The organism is Okeania sp., assembly GCF_035285525.1.
Taxonomy (GTDB): Bacteria; Cyanobacteriota; Cyanobacteriia; order Cyanobacteriales; family Microcoleaceae; genus Trichodesmium.
Map to the genome: position 1 here is coordinate 17,524 of NZ_JAYKGW010000224.1, position 18,601 is coordinate 36,124.

General features: G+C 34.0%; 15 protein-coding genes and 2 pseudogenes. 4 read left to right on the plus strand and 13 right to left on the minus strand.

Going from position 1 to position 18,601, the window contains the following annotated elements:
• Positions 1-255: 255 nt before the first annotated feature.
• Both VKJ25_RS21090 and VKJ25_RS21095 read right to left on the minus strand, forming a co-directional pair.
• Complete coding sequence (locus VKJ25_RS21090) at positions 256-1,647, minus strand: serine/threonine-protein kinase (protein ID WP_324238613.1); 1,392 nt, start codon at positions 1,645-1,647, stop codon at positions 256-258.
• A 428-nt stretch (positions 1,648-2,075) separates the two neighbouring features.
• A complete protein-coding gene (locus VKJ25_RS21095; RefSeq protein WP_324238614.1) occupies positions 2,076-2,276 on the minus strand; it encodes a hypothetical protein in 201 nt (66 codons plus the stop codon).
• Between the two features lie 891 nt (positions 2,277-3,167).
• On the opposite strand from VKJ25_RS21095, the gene VKJ25_RS21100 reads away from it, so the two are divergent.
• The 3 genes from VKJ25_RS21100 (at position 3,168) to VKJ25_RS21110 (ending at position 7,712) form a co-directional block, all read left to right on the plus strand.
• A complete protein-coding gene (locus VKJ25_RS21100) occupies positions 3,168-3,326 on the plus strand; it encodes a hypothetical protein (RefSeq protein ID WP_324238615.1) in 159 nt (52 codons plus the stop codon).
• Positions 3,327-4,919: 1,593 nt separating this feature from the next.
• Positions 4,920-6,245: an MFS transporter gene (locus tag VKJ25_RS21105; protein ID WP_324238616.1), complete on the plus strand. Its 1,326-nt coding sequence runs from the start codon at positions 4,920-4,922 to the stop codon at positions 6,243-6,245.
• A 630-nt stretch (positions 6,246-6,875) separates the two neighbouring features.
• The gene (locus tag VKJ25_RS21110; protein ID WP_324238617.1) at positions 6,876-7,712 is read left to right on the plus strand and encodes a hypothetical protein; all 837 of its coding nucleotides are present in this window, start codon (positions 6,876-6,878) and stop codon (positions 7,710-7,712) included.
• Positions 7,713-8,255: 543 nt separating this feature from the next.
• Here VKJ25_RS21110 and VKJ25_RS21115 read toward each other — a convergent pair.
• The 6 genes and pseudogenes from VKJ25_RS21115 to VKJ25_RS21140 form a co-directional block, all read right to left on the minus strand.
• The gene (locus tag VKJ25_RS21115) at positions 8,256-9,320 is read right to left on the minus strand and encodes a DNA cytosine methyltransferase (protein ID WP_324238618.1); all 1,065 of its coding nucleotides are present in this window, start codon (positions 9,318-9,320) and stop codon (positions 8,256-8,258) included.
• On the minus strand, positions 9,317-9,826 hold the full coding sequence (locus VKJ25_RS21120) for a hypothetical protein (RefSeq protein ID WP_324238619.1): 510 nt from the start codon (positions 9,824-9,826) through the stop codon (positions 9,317-9,319). Before VKJ25_RS21120 ends, VKJ25_RS21115 begins: the two co-directional genes overlap by 4 nt.
• Before the next feature lie 70 nt (positions 9,827-9,896).
• Positions 9,897-10,310, minus strand: a complete 414-nt coding sequence (locus VKJ25_RS21125; RefSeq protein ID WP_324238620.1) for a hypothetical protein — start codon at positions 10,308-10,310, stop codon at positions 9,897-9,899.
• Positions 10,267-10,452, minus strand: coding sequence for a hypothetical protein (locus tag VKJ25_RS21130; RefSeq protein WP_324238621.1), 186 nt, complete (start codon positions 10,450-10,452; stop codon positions 10,267-10,269). The genes VKJ25_RS21125 and VKJ25_RS21130 overlap by 44 nt, the downstream gene beginning before the upstream one ends.
• A gap of 286 nt (positions 10,453-10,738) precedes the next feature.
• Entirely contained in the window at positions 10,739-11,074 is a 336-nt protein-coding gene (locus tag VKJ25_RS21135; protein ID WP_324238622.1) for a XisI protein, read from the minus strand.
• 74 nt (positions 11,075-11,148) lie between these two features.
• Positions 11,149-11,415: pseudogene (locus VKJ25_RS21140) on the minus strand (element excision factor XisH family protein).
• A 431-nt stretch (positions 11,416-11,846) separates the two neighbouring features.
• On the opposite strand from VKJ25_RS21140, the gene cobA reads away from it, so the two are divergent.
• Positions 11,847-13,382, plus strand: a complete 1,536-nt coding sequence (cobA, locus tag VKJ25_RS21145; protein WP_324238623.1) for a uroporphyrinogen-III C-methyltransferase — start codon at positions 11,847-11,849, stop codon at positions 13,380-13,382.
• Between the two features lie 298 nt (positions 13,383-13,680).
• Here the strand turns inward: cobA and VKJ25_RS21150 are convergent, their stop codons facing one another.
• The 5 genes and pseudogenes from VKJ25_RS21150 to VKJ25_RS21170 form a co-directional block, all read right to left on the minus strand.
• A complete protein-coding gene (locus tag VKJ25_RS21150) occupies positions 13,681-14,046 on the minus strand; it encodes a ribosomal maturation YjgA family protein (RefSeq protein WP_324238624.1) in 366 nt (121 codons plus the stop codon).
• Between the two features lie 175 nt (positions 14,047-14,221).
• On the minus strand, positions 14,222-15,415 hold the full coding sequence (gene lpxB / locus VKJ25_RS21155) for a lipid-A-disaccharide synthase (RefSeq protein ID WP_324238627.1): 1,194 nt from the start codon (positions 15,413-15,415) through the stop codon (positions 14,222-14,224).
• 257 nt (positions 15,416-15,672) lie between these two features.
• Positions 15,673-16,476 (minus strand): acyl-ACP--UDP-N-acetylglucosamine O-acyltransferase, encoded by an 804-nt coding sequence (lpxA, locus tag VKJ25_RS21160; protein WP_324238625.1) that lies wholly within the window; start codon positions 16,474-16,476, stop codon positions 15,673-15,675.
• 3 nt (positions 16,477-16,479) lie between these two features.
• Complete coding sequence (gene fabZ, locus VKJ25_RS21165) at positions 16,480-17,004, minus strand: 3-hydroxyacyl-ACP dehydratase FabZ (protein ID WP_324238626.1); 525 nt, start codon at positions 17,002-17,004, stop codon at positions 16,480-16,482.
• A gap of 217 nt (positions 17,005-17,221) precedes the next feature.
• Positions 17,222-18,140: pseudogene (locus VKJ25_RS21170) on the minus strand (UDP-3-O-acyl-N-acetylglucosamine deacetylase).
• Between the last annotated feature and the right edge of the window lie 461 nt (positions 18,141-18,601).

The following is an 18,601-nucleotide window of genomic DNA, read 5'->3' on the forward strand; positions in this document are numbered from 1 at the left end:
TAATAGTAAGGAGAATCCTGCCATCCTGCCATCCAGGAGTCAGGAAAATCACACAAGAGGTAGTTAGAAGAATTATCCCTTGATTTACGGTTCCCGAAAAATCGGCTAATTATGGCAGAAAATCCTAGACTTTTTAGCTTGAGAGGCTTAAAAGCTGATACTTTTGACCCACCGAAAAATGCTCAAAAGTTTATCTGTAAAGACTTTTATCTTTAATCACCAAGCCCTAACTACTCCCTACTCCCTACTTCCTATTTATCTAACAACATTAACAGCAACAACCAAGAAGAATAAAATCACTAAAATTACAATACTTATAATCAATAAAAAAGAAATAATCGCCCACATTCTCTGATGTCTTTTAAAATCAGAAATACTCTTCCATTCCCGACTTTTCCAAGCCCACTCATTTCCTTTAGCACCTAAAATTATTGCTGTTACTAACCACCCCATACCAGAAGTGAGAAAAATAAAATCACTCCAAGCAAATAATCCTACCCAAACACGATTAGTTATACACCAAAAACCAGGTAATAAAAATCCACCCCAATTCCAACCAATAATTTCTGCGGGCACCTGATTAGAAGTATGAATAAGATTTTCTGATTCTACAACAGTAACTAACGATGTGTTTGTCTGTATTTCTTGATTTTTTGCCACAATATTACTAATTTCAGTTGGTGCAATAATTTCTGGAGTAGGAGGTTGTAATTCTGCTAATACTTCCTCTCCCGACTGGAAGCGATCGCGAGGAATAGGAGCCAACATTCTATTTAAAATTCCCTCAAACTTCGGACTTAATTTTAACACCTTATTCCATTGCCACTCCATTGTTCTAACATTAATTAATTCCGCAGGAACTTTACCAGTCATTAATACTAAACAAGTCACTGCTAAAGCATATAAATCACTATGATTTCCCACAATTCCTAACCGCATTTGTTCATCAGGAGCATAACCAAATTTACCTAATCTAGTAGCAGCATAAACAACATTATTAGAACTCTTCATTTTGTGAGAAACTTCAACAGCAATTTGTTTCACTCCACCTAAATCTATCAAAACAGGCAACCCATCATCCGCTCGACAAATAATATTATCAGGAGCAATATCTCGATGAATAATTCCTTGATTATGTAGATAACTTAAAACTGGTAAAATTTGACGCATTAAGTCAATTATTTCAACTTCACTAAAGAAATTACCTTGTTTTCGACGTTGATTTAGTAAAGATTCTAATGTTTGCCCCTCAATAAAATCTTGCACCAAAAATAAACATTTATTTTCCCGAATAAATTCCCAAAAACGAGGAATTTGAGGATGATTAATTTGATGCAATGTCATCGCTTCCCGTTGAAAAAGTTCTTCAGCTTTTTGAATAAATTCTGTACCTTGATTTCCTGGAGTTAATTGTTTTAAAACTACTGCTTGATTAAATCTACCTGTATCTTCTGCTAAGTAAGTTTTCCCAAATCCACCTTGACCTATTTGCCGAACAACTATGTAGCGATTTCTTAATTTATTTCCTGGTTTTAATTCTCTAGATATTGTTGGAGAAGATTTTATTGCTTCTAGAGAAGTACCACAACTAAAGCAAAAACGGGAGGGAATAGGATTTTTATTTCCACAGTTTGTACAAGTAATCATATTTATTAACTCAAAGAAACCAGCAATAAGTCAGTTATCAGTTATCAGTACCTCGTCCAATGAGAAGACTTAAGATACTGAGTTTTCTGTTCTTAACCCAGGACTTACGCAAAATAACCTATTTCGTCGTTGCCAGGGACAAGGTTTACGTTTCATTTGCATAGCAAAGGAGTCCGTAAGGATAGCAATATCAAACACCCATAATTTGTTAAGTCCTGATACCCTTAAAAGGCCAGGCTTGAAACCTGACTTTCTGGTTAATTGGCCTGTCAGTAGATAACTGTTAATATTATACTCTTTACAGAGAATGATTGCTACAAATGCTCCTTAATATAAAATTCAGATGATTACTATTTTTATAATGCAAATAATAAGGATGATACCTGATAATTATCATCCTTAATAAGAATAGCATAATTAATATTTAACTATATTTTTGCAGTTTGATAACGTCTTTGTTTAATATTTATAAATGCCAACATATTATTGGTCTTTAAATACCAATTTATTTTCCTTGATAAATCAACAATTAAGTTGATGGAAAATGGATGTCTTAAGAAAGCGATATAGGGTTTAAGAAACATTATCCACAGGGTAGTTTCTAATACTAAACTTTTGAGTTCATCCATGTATTTTTCTCCTTATATTTTCTCATCCTAAATAACAGTTTTAATCTGGGAAAGAGGCGTCTGTAAGCAGCCTTCAGCACTCTGCATTCAGAAGTGCAAGCAGAGGAATAAAGCTGAAGTTATACTGTTTCACGGCAGTAAAAAGTCATGTTTTGAGAACTTATAGACTCAAAACTTTGACACTAGAGTAATTTCAAGAAATTATTTCACAATGAAAGTTGGAAACTCTCTGTGATATCAAATCTGGTAGTATCGGTAAAATTCTCTCTCTGTAAAGGTTTGGTCTCCAATTTATCGGAAACCGCACTCTCTACAAACAAACTAAGAATTTTAGCTCTTTTCTGATGGTAGAACCTGATTCTCGAAAGCAGATTTGATATGATATCCTTAATATGAATTGATATCAGAAGGCGCGCAGTTACAGCAAATTACCAGTATAAGAATTACAGATATTAATAATTCACCAGATTTCAAGTAAATGAGGTAGAAGGGAAATGGCAAAAGCATTTTAGTGCGATTTTTCGGGAACCGTGCATTTTGCTCCCATGAATGTAACTCACACCTGGTAAAATCTGCTGTAAATTAACAGCACAGAATATTTGATAATGTCTGCACCATAAATGCGTAACACTGCATCAGTTTCTGTAACGAATTTTATAATCTGCCACTTTTTATGTTGCGCAACATTTTGTATTAGCAGTTGTCGAAAATAGCGATCGCTGACACTAAATAAGTAGCACACTTTGCGGAGCGCAAAAAGCGCACTACACTTATTCTCAACAAACGTAGAGGGTTTTAAACCCTTAAATTTTTAGCCGATCTCTGTTCGCCAAGCATTCCCAATAATGAGAAATCCTATAGTAGCGATCGCTAATAAATACTAGATTCAGTATGAATAAGTCGGGTTTGAAGAAGGAAATCAGGAGTTTGGGCGATCGCCTGGAAATTTTTACTTCTACTCTAATTGCTACAGTAGAGATAGCTTTAAGTTTTCCAACCTTTTCGGTATTAGGAAAACTTTTTCCTGACAGCCAATTCTCTTGTTTATAAGAAGAGGTAATTATTAACAATTAATTATTAATTATTTAACTACTCATTCTTCCCTTCTACCGAAGGTATTGAAAATCACCAGAAGCGAATAGAGTGACTTAACTACCACGACTAATCCATCTGTTAATTAAGTTTTACCGCTAATTTAATCCCACTATATTGACTGAATGGAAATAAATTTTTTCTCTAGGTAGCTTCGTGACCAAACCACATATACAAATCTTCTAAACAGCTACTGAAAAGAAAACTGTTAGAAGTAACACTTTACTTATATGTAATTTTACTCTGCTACAAAGTATTGTTTTTGTTTCAGCAGTAAACTTTCTTAATTATCATCTTAATAAATATTTCGTTTTCGTCTAAGTATATATACCCGTACACAAAGGTGAGGTTTTCAACACTTGACTATTATTTACCTTTGAGAAAAATTCCACACTTCAATTTGTAGTATTAAACTAGGAGTCAAAATTTTCTCTGGATTCTGACTCCTGGATTCTGGATTAGTACTACATTTTGACGTGCGGAATGTAAGTTTTAATATATTTAGCTACTAATTAAAGTTAAAAGCGTTGAGAAATAGGGCTGGCTGAATAAATATAGAAGCATTGATAGATAAAGATTTTAGAGTTTTTAGGTATCAAAAAGTCTGAACTTGTAGGTTACTGAGGTACGGTTCCCGAAAAATCAGAAATTGAGCATTTTTGGCTAACTATGATATCGGGATTTAGGGAACGACCCTAGATATGGTGTTTAAAACCATGGCGCAATCGTTTTTCGCATCTATATATAGTACCTTGGCGTAAGTCCTGAATATAAGAATAACTCTTACTCTATTTCCGGCCAACTCCTCTTTCAGCAATTAACAATGAAAAATTAATAATTAATAATTACTCCCTCTTAAAAGAAGGGGATTGGCTAAAAGGAAAATTTTTATTTATCCCCTTAAAGGGGGAGACTTCCAGGCGTGAATTGTTGAATGAATAATTATTGACTATAAACCCTTGATTATTACAGGACTTACGCATAATCGACCAGTTTTAGGCATTTGAGATTGCTATCCTAACAGACTGCTTCACAAACGCGCCTCGCGAGCAATGACAGAAATACGTTGCGCGTGTGTAAGTCCTATATTAACAGGACAGAAACACGCGCAACCAAGAAACCGGGTTTCTTGCCCTAATATTGTGGTTAAAACCACGAAATTTAGTTGATAAACCCAGTTTCTGCGTAAGTCCTATATTAGTTATTAATTGTTTAGTAACTCCTATTTTTCTTAACTCTGTAAGGACATTCCATCCAACCTCCCTACGACTTCCTATCTCCACCATCAGACTTTTGTTAGCAAACCCCAAATAAAGCTTTTAGCCTTTTTATATTGAAAAAAGTACTTAGTTTTTGGCTGTTGTTATGTCAAAATGATAAAATTTTGACCCTGACTACGAGAAAATTTGGCCGTAGGACATTACCTCTGTCAAAATAGCGGTCAGGGTTTCCCTGGCTGAAGAATCCCCCATTTTCCCGTAAGGGCAACGTCGGGATTATATCAATAAATGTCATTCAACTCCGTTTTGATTCATCTAACAACTCAAAGTTATGCAAACATTCGTATTTATATGGTTGGGTCAAGTATTTTCTCTATTAGGTTCCAGTCTAAGTGAATTTGCTCTAGCAGTATGGGTATATCAAACAACAGGTTCAATTACCCACTATGCTTTATTGTCTTTATTCATTCATTTGCCTAGTATCTTTATCTCTCCATTTGCTGGTGCGATGGTGGATCGTTGGAGTCGCCGTTGGGTAATGATTGTCAGTGACTCAATGAGTGGAGTAACAGCATTAGCAATAATGTTTTTAGTCTTCTCCGGGCAACTACAAGTTTGGCATATTTATGTAGCAGTGGGTATTAGTTCGGTTTGCAATGCCTTTCAATCACCAGCTTATATTTCTGCAATTTCCCAACTTGTGCCAGTACAACACTTGAATCGAGCAAATGGTATGGTACAAGGTGCAATAGGAACTGCTAGAATTATTGGTCCAAGTATAGCGGGATTATTAATAGCCAAAATTCATATTCATGGGATATTATTAGTAGACTTTAGTACCTATCTCCTAGCATTTTTCACTTTATTAACTGTCAAATTTCCTACCAGACAACAGAAACATATAAGACGAAAAGTAAATATTAAATATTTATGGCAGGAAGTTGTTTCCGGGTGGAATCATGTGGTGGTTTCTACTGGTTTGCGCCAGTTAACAATTTTCTTTGGAGTTGTCTATTTAAGTGCAGGAGTATTGCAAGTTTTATTTTTGCCAATGGTATTAAGTTTTGCTTCGGAAAAAGAATTAGGAATAGTGATGTCTGCTAGTGGTATAGGAATGTTATTCGGCAGTATCATGGTTAGTTTATGGGGATGTTCTCAACGTAGGATAGAGGGAATTTTATTTTTTGTATTTATTCAAGGATTATGTTTCTGTTTAGCAGCATTAAAACCTGCTGTTATTGTCATTGGAATGGGTGGTTTTGGTTATCTATGTTCCCGGGCAATTATTGTTAGTTTGAACCATACTATTTGGCAACAAAAAGTACCTCAAAATTTACAAGGACGAGTATTTGCTTTGCAGAATATGATGGAAAAGTGTTTGTTAGTAATTACTCACCTGAGTGTGGCGCCTTTAGTACAGTTTATGTTTAAGCCTTTGATGAGTGAAAATGGTATTTTAGCAAGTAGTATCGGCAGAATTATTGGAGTTGGAGATGGCAGAGGAATGGCTTTGTTATTTGTATTGATCGGTTTCTTGAATATTGGAGCAGTATTAACTGCCTATCGTACTCCAGAGTTGCGACGGGTGGAGAAAGAATTGCCTGATGTTGAGAGATTGAAAGTCGATGATACTGAAGGTTTTATCAATGCAGGATAATTCTTCATTAATGGATAATTGATAATGGATAATTGATAATTACCTATCCTTAAAAGCTATCTCTTATAAAGTTTTAGCCTTATTTGGGTTTGTGGCAAAAAAAAGTGCAAGTTTTTAGGTTTGAGTGAGCAGAAAATTAGAATTTTCGGGTAGACAAGTACATAAAAATTAAGAGAAAATTATTCCTATCAATTTGTCTGTCTTCCCCAGAATTGAAGAGCGTAGGGGTTTGGTCTCCAAACCCTCTACAAACTAGGAATTTTCGCTCTTTTCTAATGGCAACCTTATTCTCCAAAGCAAGCAGATTTGATATTAGGGATGGGTTCCTTCCTTCTCAGATTTCCCAAAGTTTCTGACACTCTGTTTTTTCGCTAAACCCTACTTGGGTTTGGTCTCCAAACCCCTACAGTTTTTTCTCACAAATCATTTATGATTTTTAAATAGGGCTTGCTGAATAAATCTAAAAGCTTTAATAAATATAAAGTTTTAGCCTTTTTATATCGAAAAAAGTACCTAGTTTTTGGTTGTTGTTGTCTTAAAATGATCAAGTTTTAACCCTGACTATCAGAAAGTTTGGCCGTGACAAATAGTCTAAATTGTTCCCTACTCCCTACTCCCTAATAGATAATAATGTACAAAACTCAAGCAGCAGATACAACAATAGAAGCTGAAAAAATCTGGTTTAAATTGATAAGCAAAATGCCTATAGAAACCAGAATTATGCAACATCATAGAGCATCTATTCAGTCACAACAAATTTGGTGGGATTTATTTAAACAGGAACGTAAAAATTTAACAAATAAGCAATTAAAAATAGAGTATATCAAGTTAATATTAGGAGAAGAATATTGTTTAATAAATAAATTAATTGATACAGATTTTATGATTATTTCGGAAATAGATTTAGCTATAAATATTGGGAAAATATTAGATGATTTGTACATTCCTTATTATCTAAGTGGTGGTCTTGCTAGTTCTTTCTGGGGAGAACGGAGACAAACAGAAGATGTTGATATGGCAGTAATTTTAGAACCAGAAAAAGTACCACAATTAATAGCAGCTTTATCAACAGAATTTTATGTTAGTGACATTGCTATAGATGATGCTATGAGTGGTCGTACTAATACTTTTAATATTATTCACTTGGCATCCGTCATTAAGGCTGATATTTATTCTATTCAACAATCAAATAATTTTGATTTTTCCGCAATATCGCGCCGTCAACAAGTGGAATTATTTTCCACAAATCAATTTATTTATATTGCTACTCCTGAAGATATTGTTTTACAGAAATTAAAATGGTACAAAATTGCAGATGATTATTCTCAAAAACAATGGCGCGATGTATTAGGAATCTTAAAAGCTAGACAACAAATATTAGATTTTGACTATTTGAAATTATGGAGTAATTATCTACAATTAACGCCAGAATTAGAAAAGGCTTTTGATGAAACAAACTTAACTTGATATTGCTAAACTAAGGAAACTCTATTGGGATGTTCAAAAAATAGATATTGACTAATTTCTTTCATGCCAAAACCTGTGTATTTTCTTACCTCTGGTTCGTGGAAACCCAAGACAATATCTTTTTGCTATATATAGCAATCTTTCGGAACGGAAATATTTGATAACTTTCTAATATAAATAGGGCTTGCTGAATTATTTATCAAAGTTTTTACGGGCATTGCTTTCAGCATTTATAGATACTAAGAAAGTACCAACTTTTAGGTGATTCCAGCTTAAAAATCTACGATTTTGAGCCAAACTAGGGGTAAAAAATTAAGGGAAGATTCTTCTGGCTACTTCTTCTCTGATTCCCATTCCTCCTAAATTCTGGATTCACCGATTCTGGCTCCTCCCCTCTACTAAAAGACTTTTTCCGCAAACCCTAAATAGTGTTTACTCAAGGTTTGTTTCAGGTCTTCTATTTCAGATTTGCCAACAAAAATATGATTCATTAATTACTAAAAATTAGAGCCACTCAGCAAAAGTTTTTTTTACAATCAAAACTTATCTTATTAAAGCAGGTGGTAAATCTTTAAAAGATGCACCTGCTCCATTATAAAGTGGTAATCCAAAAATATTTGGAGTCTCACAATGAGTAGGTCTGGGAAAACAAAAATTACTTAAATTATTGGCTGCAATAAAGAATAAACGCTTCCTTTTTTGTGGCGTTCCATAATCAGTAGCTAGTAACTGTTTATGAGTAATTTCATATCCTATATTATTAAATGATTTATAAATTTCTTCTATCATATTAGTAGCTTTAACCTGAGCTAAACCATAAACATTTTCCATAACCACAATTTCAGGTTGTAATTCCTGAATATGAGCCACATAATCTTGATATAAAACACCTAATGGATCATTAGTTGCAGCTTGTTTACCAGCAACACTGAATGGCTGACATGGCGGCCCCCCAATTATAATGTCAGGTTTTTTTCCTATTTTTTCTAGCACTATTTCAGGTTTTAAATCTCTAATATCTGCCTTGAAAAAATTCCATTTTGGGCGATTTTTTTTGATAGTTTTTTCCACAAAATCTTCTATATCAGTAGAAAAAGCAGTTTCAAAATTAATCCTTTCATTTGATGCTTGCTCGAAACCTAAATCTAGTCCTCCTGCTCCAGTAAAATATGAAGCTATTTTCAATATTCTACTCTTATTTTGTCTTTGAAAATAACGATTAATTTCTCCAGCAATAGCTTTCCCTAATCTCACTGGTACCGCATTACCAATTTGCTTTTGTACTTGCCCTAAAGTACCACAAAACTGATAATTTATAGGAAAATCTTGTAAACAAGCAGCTTCCCTGGGAGTGATATATCTATCCTCTATAGGATGAACAAATTTATTAAAAATATGCGCTGTTACTGTTAGAGAAGGTTTATCCATTTCTAGTCTAATTAAACGCATATTCGGACCCCCTGTTTTTTTAGCTCCTTTCCTAACAAAACTTTTGTGTTGAAGTCGAGGGGGTAGATTACCCATTTTACCTCCAGGGGGGAGATTTTTTATCCTTTCTAATACAATTCCTGTATATTCTCTAGTTTCGTGGTTTACTACCTCTATCATAGTTCAAAATCTCTTAAAATTGGCTCTTCTATTGTTATTATATAATCAAAAATCCTTCTCATTTTTTCCTGTTTCAGGACATTAAAACCTGAGAGATTTTCAACATCTTCTTCATATCCCCACAAAATTTTTAGGAAAGGAGAAATATATTCTTCGCCGTGACGATATGCTGGTAAATTAGAGATTAGAGCAGTCTTTACTTCCCGATATTCTTTGTAATTAGAAGCAATTTTTAAGACTTGGTATATACCTTTTTTAATATCATCTGTTCTATCCATACCTACACTGGTTTTACTATCGCTAATTGACTCTCGAATTGGCCATTTATCTATAGTTTTAGCGATCGCAGGTGGCGAACCACTGGCATTTGATAAGTAATACATTTTATTATTTTTATCCCTGTTTTGATAAGCTGTTTTTGCTTCTAACCAAGTTTCTACAAAACTAAAGACTATTTGTTGATTTTTAGGAGTAATAATAAGTTCTACAGCGCTTTCAAAAGGCAAGAGTTTGGCATATACTTTTCCTAGAGGAAGAATTTATTGATTGTGCATATAAAGAGCTGAACTTGCATTTTTAAGTTGAGATGTTTGTTAGTATTACTTTCTGATGAGGTTTCTCTATTTCGATATTTTGCAGATAAAAAAGCATAGGATAAGTTATTAAAGGAGCAGATTTAACTTCTCCAAAAATTAGCAATCCTTCTTGATGATATAAAATAGCATCTGCTAACTCTGTACCTCCAATCGAAACTACTTTTTCTAAATTATTTGATAATTTTTCTATAAATTTGAGGATAACTTCACTGCTTAATTTTCCAATAGCACCAGATTGCGGTTTAGCTGCTTTTTGGTAAGTCCAAATTTCTCCTTTTTCATAGCAAGGAGAACAAAGGTTTATAAATCCTATATGAAAATTATAGGGAGCTGGAAGATTGTCGCAACTTTCAATATATGTTTCTATTCCTGATGTCGCATCTATAATAAGCAAGAGACATTACCACATCAAAACAAAAAGCATGAGTATGGGAATTTTTATTACTAGCCCAATCTAATAATTTTTCAATGGTTGAACACCAAGGATATTCTGATAAAGGCGGTTTACCTTTGAATTTTTCTATAGCTAAATTCACTATTTTCCTATCTTTTTAATTAAATAAAATGGGATATATTTAGCATACAATACAATAAAATAGACTAATACGCATTTAAAATGCGTATTAGCAATTAAAAAGTAAAAATTAATAAGAGTTTTGTTGTTAAACAGGTATAAAATAAATATGTCGTTTAAATGCTTAACAGCTTATTAGAAAAAGCTTTTGATGAAACAAACTTGACTTGATATTGCTAAATTGAAAAACTTTGTTTCCACTAAAAAAATTAGTAGGGCAGATATTCAAAAAATGAATATTAGCTAATTTATTTCATACCAAAATCTGTGTATTTTCTTACTTCTGGTTCGTGGAAACCCAAGACAATATCTTTTTTAGGAATACCTTCTTTTACTAATTCATCAGCAATCCCATCTTCCGTATTATCGCACTGAATCCAAACTTGATTATTTATAATTTCCACATGAATTAGAAAACTATGAAAATGTTTTTGCTCTATCCATCCTTCGGAAATAATCACATATTGCCCATTTTTATTGTCAAAAGCAGCACGATTTTTAATCGGAACATTGGCATATTTAATATCAACATAAGGCTGCATAACTTTACAGATAATCATCTGATAATTTTCTAGTTTATCCATTGTGTAATTTCCTCTTTTTCTGGATTAAAAATAATTAGTTTTAAGCTCTTATCCTCTAGCAACATTTGACCGATTTATAAACTGAATAATCTTTCAAAAACTGCTTTTCTGATTGCTATATATAGGACTCTTTCGGAACGAATATATTTGATGACTTTGTAATATAAATAGTATTGACCCAAAGTTTATTTCAAGTCTTCTATTTCCGATTTGCCAACAAAACTTTTAACTTCTACTGCTATTTTCTGCCCTTCTTTTTCCGCAGCTAAGATTTTTTCCGCTCCTAAATCAATAAAGATGTCTTTTTGACCAATTTTAAGACTTAAAGGATCGTCAGTAATTACCCATCCATCTTTGAATTAGTGCTTTTTTAACGCATTCGTGGTAAATATCTTTGGCTGGCATTTTTAAGAATAAATAATAATTATAATTATATCACCAAGAAAAGTATATCTTAGCAGTAGGTTGGGTTGAGGAACGAAACCCAACAAAATATAGCGCTATGTACAAGTAAAAAGCCATCTCTGACTAAATTGTTGGTTCGGAAATGCAGCACAAACAGAGTTTATACTATTTCTCTGTAACAATGCGCTTAATAATTTTTAGGCAGACCCGAATTTTACTAATAGCTGTTATTTTTTATTAAGTGCAACATTAAGTTGAATTGGTATTAGAATTATTCTAACCTAAAATCGTATTATAATATAATATCTATGTTGGGTTTCACTTCGTTCTACCCAACCTACGTTTTTACTAATAATTAATAACTAAAATGAAAGCATATATTATTGGAGCTGGACCCGGAACTAAAGAATATTTAACGGTCAAAGCATATTCCCTAATTACTCAAGCAGAAGTATTAATTTATGATGCTTTAGTTGATAATTCTATTTTAGAATTAGCACCAGAAAATTGTTTGAAAATAGAGATGGGTAAACGTGGCGGTAAACCCAGTATTTCTCAGTCAGAAATTAATAGTTTATTAGTAGAAAAATGTCGTTTAGGAAAACAAGTAATTAGATTAAAAGGAGGCGATCCTTTTATTTTTGGTCGGGCTACTTCAGAGATTCAAACATTAATTGAAGCTGGTTGTGATTTTGAAATTGTTCCAGGAATTTCTTCTGTTTTAGCTGCACCTTTATTGGCAAATATTCCGCTGACAGACCCGGTAATGAGTAGAATTTTTTTAGTCTTAACTGCTCATAATATCGAAGCATTAGATTGGGAAACAATATCTAAAATTGAAACTTTAGTAATTTTAATGGGAGGAAAAAATTTAGGTCAAATTTTACATCAGTTATTAAGACATCAAAGAACCCCCCAAACTCCTGTTGCTATTATTCAAAATTGTGCCACTCCTAAACAACAAATTTGGATTGGTACCTTGAGGGATATTGCTCAAAAAACTTATGCTGAATATTTGTCGCCTTGTGTGATAATTGTAGGAGAAGTAGTTAGATTAAGAGACTATTTAAAATATCCAAATAATATGATTAAAGAAAACTCAGAAGCAAAAACAGAAATAGCACCTTTAGCAAATAAAACTATTTTAGTAACTCGTTCCGCAGGGCAGTCTAGTAAGTTTACCGAACTTCTCAAAAAACAAGGATCAAAAGTAATTGAAATGCCAGCTTTAGTTATTACTTCACCTTCAAGTTGGCACGATTTAGACATGGCTATTAATAATATAAATAGTTTTGATTGGTTAATTTTGACTTCAACAAATGGAGTAGAATATTTCTTTGCCAGATTAACAGAAAAAGGTAAAGATACTCGCGCTTTAGCTGGAGTAAAAATAGCAGTAGTTGGTAAAAAGACCGCAGAAAGTTTGCAGACTTTTGGTTTAACTCCAGATTTTATTCCACCTAATTTTGTGGCTGATTCTTTGGTGGCAAATTTCCCAGAAAATTTGAATGGAAAAAAGGTTTTATTTCCCAGGGTAGAAACTGGTGGTCGAGAAGTATTAGTAAAGGAATTAAATAGTCAAAATGCAGAGGTAATAGAAGTAGCTGCTTATGAGTCTAGTTGCCCAGAAAATATCGCACCGGAAGCTTTATTAGGTTTACAGAATTTGCAGATAGATGTTATTACTTTTGCTAGTTCTAAAACTGTGAGAAATTTTTGTAATTTAATTGAAAAAAATAAGGATAAGTTGCCTGAAAATTGGTTAGAAAATATTTGTATTGCTTCTATCGGACCTCAAACTTCTGAAAGTTGTCAAAGTTTATTAGGTAGAGTTGATGTCGAAGCTAAAGAATATACTTTAGATGGTTTGACTTCAGCTATTATTGATAAAATTCAAAAGTAAGAATTAATTAATGCAAAAGTCACAAGTTACAGCAGATTCCAACTAAATGTTTCCAGTGGGATTTTTCGCTTTCTTATTAAGAAGTTAAAGAGGTAGGTTAAAAAGATTATTGTTGGGTTTCGTCCCATGCTGCGCAATGCTAACGCAAACAACCCAACCTACGTCTGTTACATCATTTTAAAATGAAACAATCCAGTAGGGGCGGGTTTTATCTAGAATTTTTATACTGACTCTAAAATTTAGACAAACCCGCCCTTTCAGTTATCAGTTTTAGATAAAAAAAATCAATGAAAAATTCCTACAATTTGTTATTTTTTTCTACTAAATAAATTCTCAAATAACGTAAAATCATCCAAGTTAATGTACAGCCTAATACATAGTACCAAAAATCCCACCAAGAAAAACTATTTCCTAACAACAATCTCCCAATTAATGTAGCTCTAATAGCTTGTAAAAAAGGTGGTTTCCATAATTGCAGAAATTCTAGAAATGAAGTAACAAGAAACACCCAAAAAGATACTAAACCTGGTGAAAGTTGAGGTCGAATCAAAATAACTAATAAAATCCAGCACGCTTCATAAAAAATCGAACTAAAAGAATTATTCAACCATTCAGCAAACATTCCTTCATAGAACTTAGTTGCTAAACCTAAAATTACAGTCAAAATCAAACTTATAAAAATAATATTTCTGTACTTTTTCATAACTTTAATAAGTAGAGAAAAGAAATTAATCTGAAAAATTTACCTCAATATTCTAACCAAAGTCAAAATCAACCCGGTTTCTAAGTTGCTATTAAAAGCGATCGCCTGACTTTACCAATAGTAAATAAATATTTTTTTAGGTGAAAACTAAATCTAAAATTGCTTGAGCTGCCCGATCGCATACCCCTTCTTTTCCCAAAGATTGACGCATTTCTTGATAATCAGCTAATGTTTGATTACGACGTTGAGAGTTCAATAAAAGTTCCAAAGCTTCAGAAATAATATTTTCCGCAGTAGCATTTTCTTGGAATAATTCTGGTACAATAGATTTCATTTGCACTAGATTCGGTGGAGACATAAATGGAATCGAAAATCTCAGAATATTTCTCGCTATCCAAACAGTTATGGGATTAACTTTATAAATGACAACTTGAGGAACATTTAATAAAGCTATTTCCAAATTTACAGTACCAGATTTAGCGATCGCCAAATCAGCACCAGCCAAAATTTCTAAATTATTCCTTTCTTGTATTTCTTGACTACTTTGTGGAGAAGATGGATAAATGGTTGCCTGTAGTTGATACTTTTTAATTGCTTCTACAATGGGTGAACGATAAATTTCTAAAGAGAGAGGAATCAGAAAATGAACTTGAGGTAATCTTTCCTGAATAATTTTAGCAGCTTCAAAAATTACAGGCATTAAATATTTAACCTCTTGTTTTCGAGAAGCAGGAAATAAAGCGAGCGCCAAAGTATCAGCAGATATTCCCAAACTACGGCGAGCATCTTCTCTAGTGGGAGCGTTTTTAACTCTATCAATAATAGGATGACCTACCCAAGTAACATTAGCTCCCTTTGCCCGAAAATAATTTGCCTCTTCTGGAAAAATAGCCAAAAGTTTGTTTGTCAAATTAACTATTTTAGATGTTTTACTTTTTCCCAGAGACCAAACCCATTCTTGAGGAGCAATGTACCAAACAATTGGCAAATTCTGATAATTTTTATGAATATAACTACCAATATTTAGATTAGGACCCATGTAGTCAATCAAAATAACTATATCAGGAGATTCGTTGCGTAAATATTCTTTAGCTTTTTGTTGAACTTTCAGAGTCGGGAAAATGAAAGACAAAGATTCAATAATTCCCACAGAACCTATTTTAGTTGTACTTCCCAATAAAGTAGCACCAGCAGCAGCCATTTTTTCGCCACCCAAAGCAACAATATCCAAATTTAAACCCCGAAGTTGAGCTTGACGGTGAAGTGCTTCCACTAACAAAGCACCTTGTAAATCTCCAGAAACTTCACCTGTACTAATAAAAATTTTCATAGAAGTCATTATTTCAGTTATCAGCTCACACGGATTATGCCACGGATATACGGATTAGGGCGTTGGTAAATCAAGGGATGAAATTGTAAAAGTAATCTGTTTCTAATACCTCTAAATATTTAACCAAAGTAAGTAATGGGTATCACCGTGCATCTTGCTTGCGCAGGTGTACCTCACTATGATGAAATCTGCTATAGTACGGGTATTCCACCCAGGATAAGTTTACCTCAAAGATTTGCAAAGCGATGTAATTATGATTAATTATTAATTATTTTTCCAGGCATTGGTCCGCGACGTTTCGACTGAACAGATAAGCTTAAAAACTGATGTAACTCTTGAATATACTTATTATCTGAAAGTAATTCTAATTCTTCTAAAGCTTCACTAAAAAGTTTACCCGAACGATAGAGAATCCGAAAAGCCTTTTTCAATATTGCTAAATCTTCACTGGTTAAACCAGCACGCTTTAATCCTACTAAATTGAGCGATCGCACCAAACAAGGATTTCCCTCCACCAACATAAAAGGTGGCACATCTTGAACAACCCTAGCCATGCCACCCACCATTGCCATTTTACCAATATGAACAAACTGATGAATACCTACAATTCCACCAATTACAGCTTTAGACTCAATTTTAACATGACCTGCCAAAGATACAGCATTAGCTATGACCACAGAATCTTCAACAATACAATTATGCGCTACATGAACATAAGCCATTAGTAAATTACCATTACCAATAACCGTACTCTCTTCTTCATAAGTAGCACGGTTAACCGTAACAAATTCCCTAATTTGGTTATTATCACCAATTTTCACCATACTGGGAGCGCCCGCATATTTTAAATCTTGGGGTTCCAAACCAATAGCTGCCCCAGGAAAAATTCGATTACCAGAGCCTATTTCTGTTGGCCCTTCAATTACAACATGAGCGCCAATAGTAGTTCCAGCCTCTACCTTTACCTTTTCTCCAATTACAGCATAAGGCCCCACCTGCACAGTGGGATGTAGTTCGGCACTTTCAGCAATAATGGCTGTGGGATGAATCAGAGTAGGCATATTTTAATCCATAAGTGAAAACATCAAGTCCCCTTCAGCAGCTTTTTGACCATCTACTTCTGCCAGACCACGCATTTTGGCAAACCTACCTTTTCTAATAGATAGTAATTCTGTAGTTAATACTAGCTGGTCTCCTGGTACTACTGGACGACGGAATTTTACCTTATCCATAGCTGCAAATACAAATAATCCTGACTGAATCTCGGGCATTTGAGCGAATATTATACCCCCAACTTGCGCCAATGCTTCTATAATTAAGACTCCTGGCATAATTGGTCTTCCAGGAAAATGGCCTTGAAAATGGGGTTCATTAAAAGTCACATTTTTAATCCCAACAGCTTTTTCTCCCGGTACATATCCTATAATGCGGTCTACTAAAGCAAAGGGGTATCGGTGGGGTAATATTTTGTGAATTTCTTCCACAGTCAGAATATTTGTCCCAGTAGTTGTAGCCTCCTGATTTTCCTGAGTCTGAGGTTTGGCTGTGGTAGCTATGGAATTAGTTGTAGTTTCTTCAAAGGTTGACATTTGTACAGTTATTAATTGCCGATATTAATCCTACCATTTATTAGAGGAGGAATCTTAAAATTAATTTTTCAGAAAAGAGGGAATAGGTATGGAGGGAACAGGGAACAGGGAACAGGGAAGAAGAATTGATAATTTATAGATAATAATTGATTTTACTTTTTATTTTTGGAGATGTCTAATTGAATATCATTATTAATTATTAACTATCCATTACTCCCTACTCTCTAATTTCAGAAATTTTTTTAGCTAATTGGATATGTAATTTATGGCTAGCTTTGTATGCCAAATAATGAGCTTGAGGAAAATTTCCCAATAAACTTAAGTCTCCAATTAGGTCTAACATTTTATGACGTACTGGTTCATTTGTAAACCTTAAGGGTGGATTTAACCATCCAGTTTCGCTACAAACTAGAGCATTTTCTAGAGTACCACCTTTGATTAAACCAGCTTCTCGTAATTTGTCAATTTGATGGGCTAAACCGAATGTCCGAGCTGGAGCAATACAGTCAGCAAAATTTTCTGTTTTCGGATACCAACTATACCATTGGTTACCAATAGCTGGCAAATCAAAATCTATACCATAAGTAAAGCGAGTTTCTGGACTAGGTAAAGCTGCCACAAAAGCATCCCCATCATATACCCATACTGGTTGATAAATCACAGGTGGGTTATGAAATCTTAGGTCTGGAGCATAAGTATTTTTACTTCCCATCTCCGCGTCCCCCCATCTCCCCATCTCCCCATCTCCCCATCTCCCGATCTTCTTCTTTTGCTTCTACTAATCCTACGGAAGTGATCGCCTCTGTCCAGACTTTGGCAGAACCATCTAATAAGGGAACTTCTGGGCTATCAATTTCTATTCGAGCATTATTTATGCCCATTCCTGCTAGGGCAGCTAATAAATGTTCTACAGTCCGGATGTGAATATCTCGAACACCTAATTCTGTGGAAAGGGTAGTAGAAATTACAGAAGATATTCTAGCATTGATAATTGGAGTTTCTGGCAAGTCAACCCTGACAAAATATCTACCTGTATTTTGAGCAGCAGGCATAACTTTAATATGAGATTTTATACCACTATGTAAACCTATTCCGGACTGTGAAAATTCTGATCCTAAAGTATATTGATTATTCATAATTCTGGGAAATAATTTTTTTATCGTTTGTTACACAGGCATCTTGTCTGTAATAGCTGTACCTTAATCAATGCAATTTTGAAAATAGTAGAAAAATTGGTAGTTGTGTATAGTTCTAGTAATGGTATGCTAAAAATCAGGAAGATAGATACGCGGAAGCAAGATGCTCCTACTGTTTTCCTAGCAAAGGTAATGAAAATGCACGACTATTACAATACACCACTACCGAAAAATCAAAGGAATACCTGATATGGGAGCAAGATGCTCTCACTGTACCTCCTAACAAAGGTAATAAAAATGCACGACTATTACAATACACCACTACCGAAAAATGAAGGAACAAAATATCTAACTACCTCTCCCACCCCCCCTACTCCCCTACTCCCCTACTCCCCTACTCCCCTACTCCCCTACTCCCCTACTCCCCTACTCCCCTACTCCCCTACTCCCCTACTCCCCTA

Excerpts from the sequence above, each read along its gene's own strand:
- VKJ25_RS21100 (WP_324238615.1), top strand. The coding sequence starts at position 3,168 with ATGAATAAGTCGGGTTTGAAGAAGGAAATCAGGAGTTTGGGCGATCGC.
- VKJ25_RS21105 (WP_324238616.1), top strand. The coding sequence starts at position 4,920 with ATGCAAACATTCGTATTTATATGGTTGGGTCAAGTATTTTCTCTATTA.
- VKJ25_RS21135 (WP_324238622.1), bottom strand. The coding sequence starts at position 11,074 with ATGGATAAACTAGAAAATTATCAGATGATTATCTGTAAAGTTATGCAG.
- VKJ25_RS21095 (WP_324238614.1), bottom strand. The coding sequence starts at position 2,276 with ATGGATGAACTCAAAAGTTTAGTATTAGAAACTACCCTGTGGATAATG.
- VKJ25_RS21090 (WP_324238613.1), bottom strand. The coding sequence starts at position 1,647 with ATGATTACTTGTACAAACTGTGGAAATAAAAATCCTATTCCCTCCCGT.
- VKJ25_RS21110 (WP_324238617.1), top strand. The coding sequence starts at position 6,876 with ATGTACAAAACTCAAGCAGCAGATACAACAATAGAAGCTGAAAAAATC.
- VKJ25_RS21115 (WP_324238618.1), bottom strand. The coding sequence starts at position 9,320 with ATGATAGAGGTAGTAAACCACGAAACTAGAGAATATACAGGAATTGTA.
- cobA (WP_324238623.1), top strand. The coding sequence starts at position 11,847 with ATGAAAGCATATATTATTGGAGCTGGACCCGGAACTAAAGAATATTTA.
- lpxA (WP_324238625.1), bottom strand. The coding sequence starts at position 16,476 with ATGCCTACTCTGATTCATCCCACAGCCATTATTGCTGAAAGTGCCGAA.
- fabZ (WP_324238626.1), bottom strand. The coding sequence starts at position 17,004 with ATGTCAACCTTTGAAGAAACTACAACTAATTCCATAGCTACCACAGCC.
- lpxB (WP_324238627.1), bottom strand. The coding sequence starts at position 15,415 with ATGAAAATTTTTATTAGTACAGGTGAAGTTTCTGGAGATTTACAAGGT.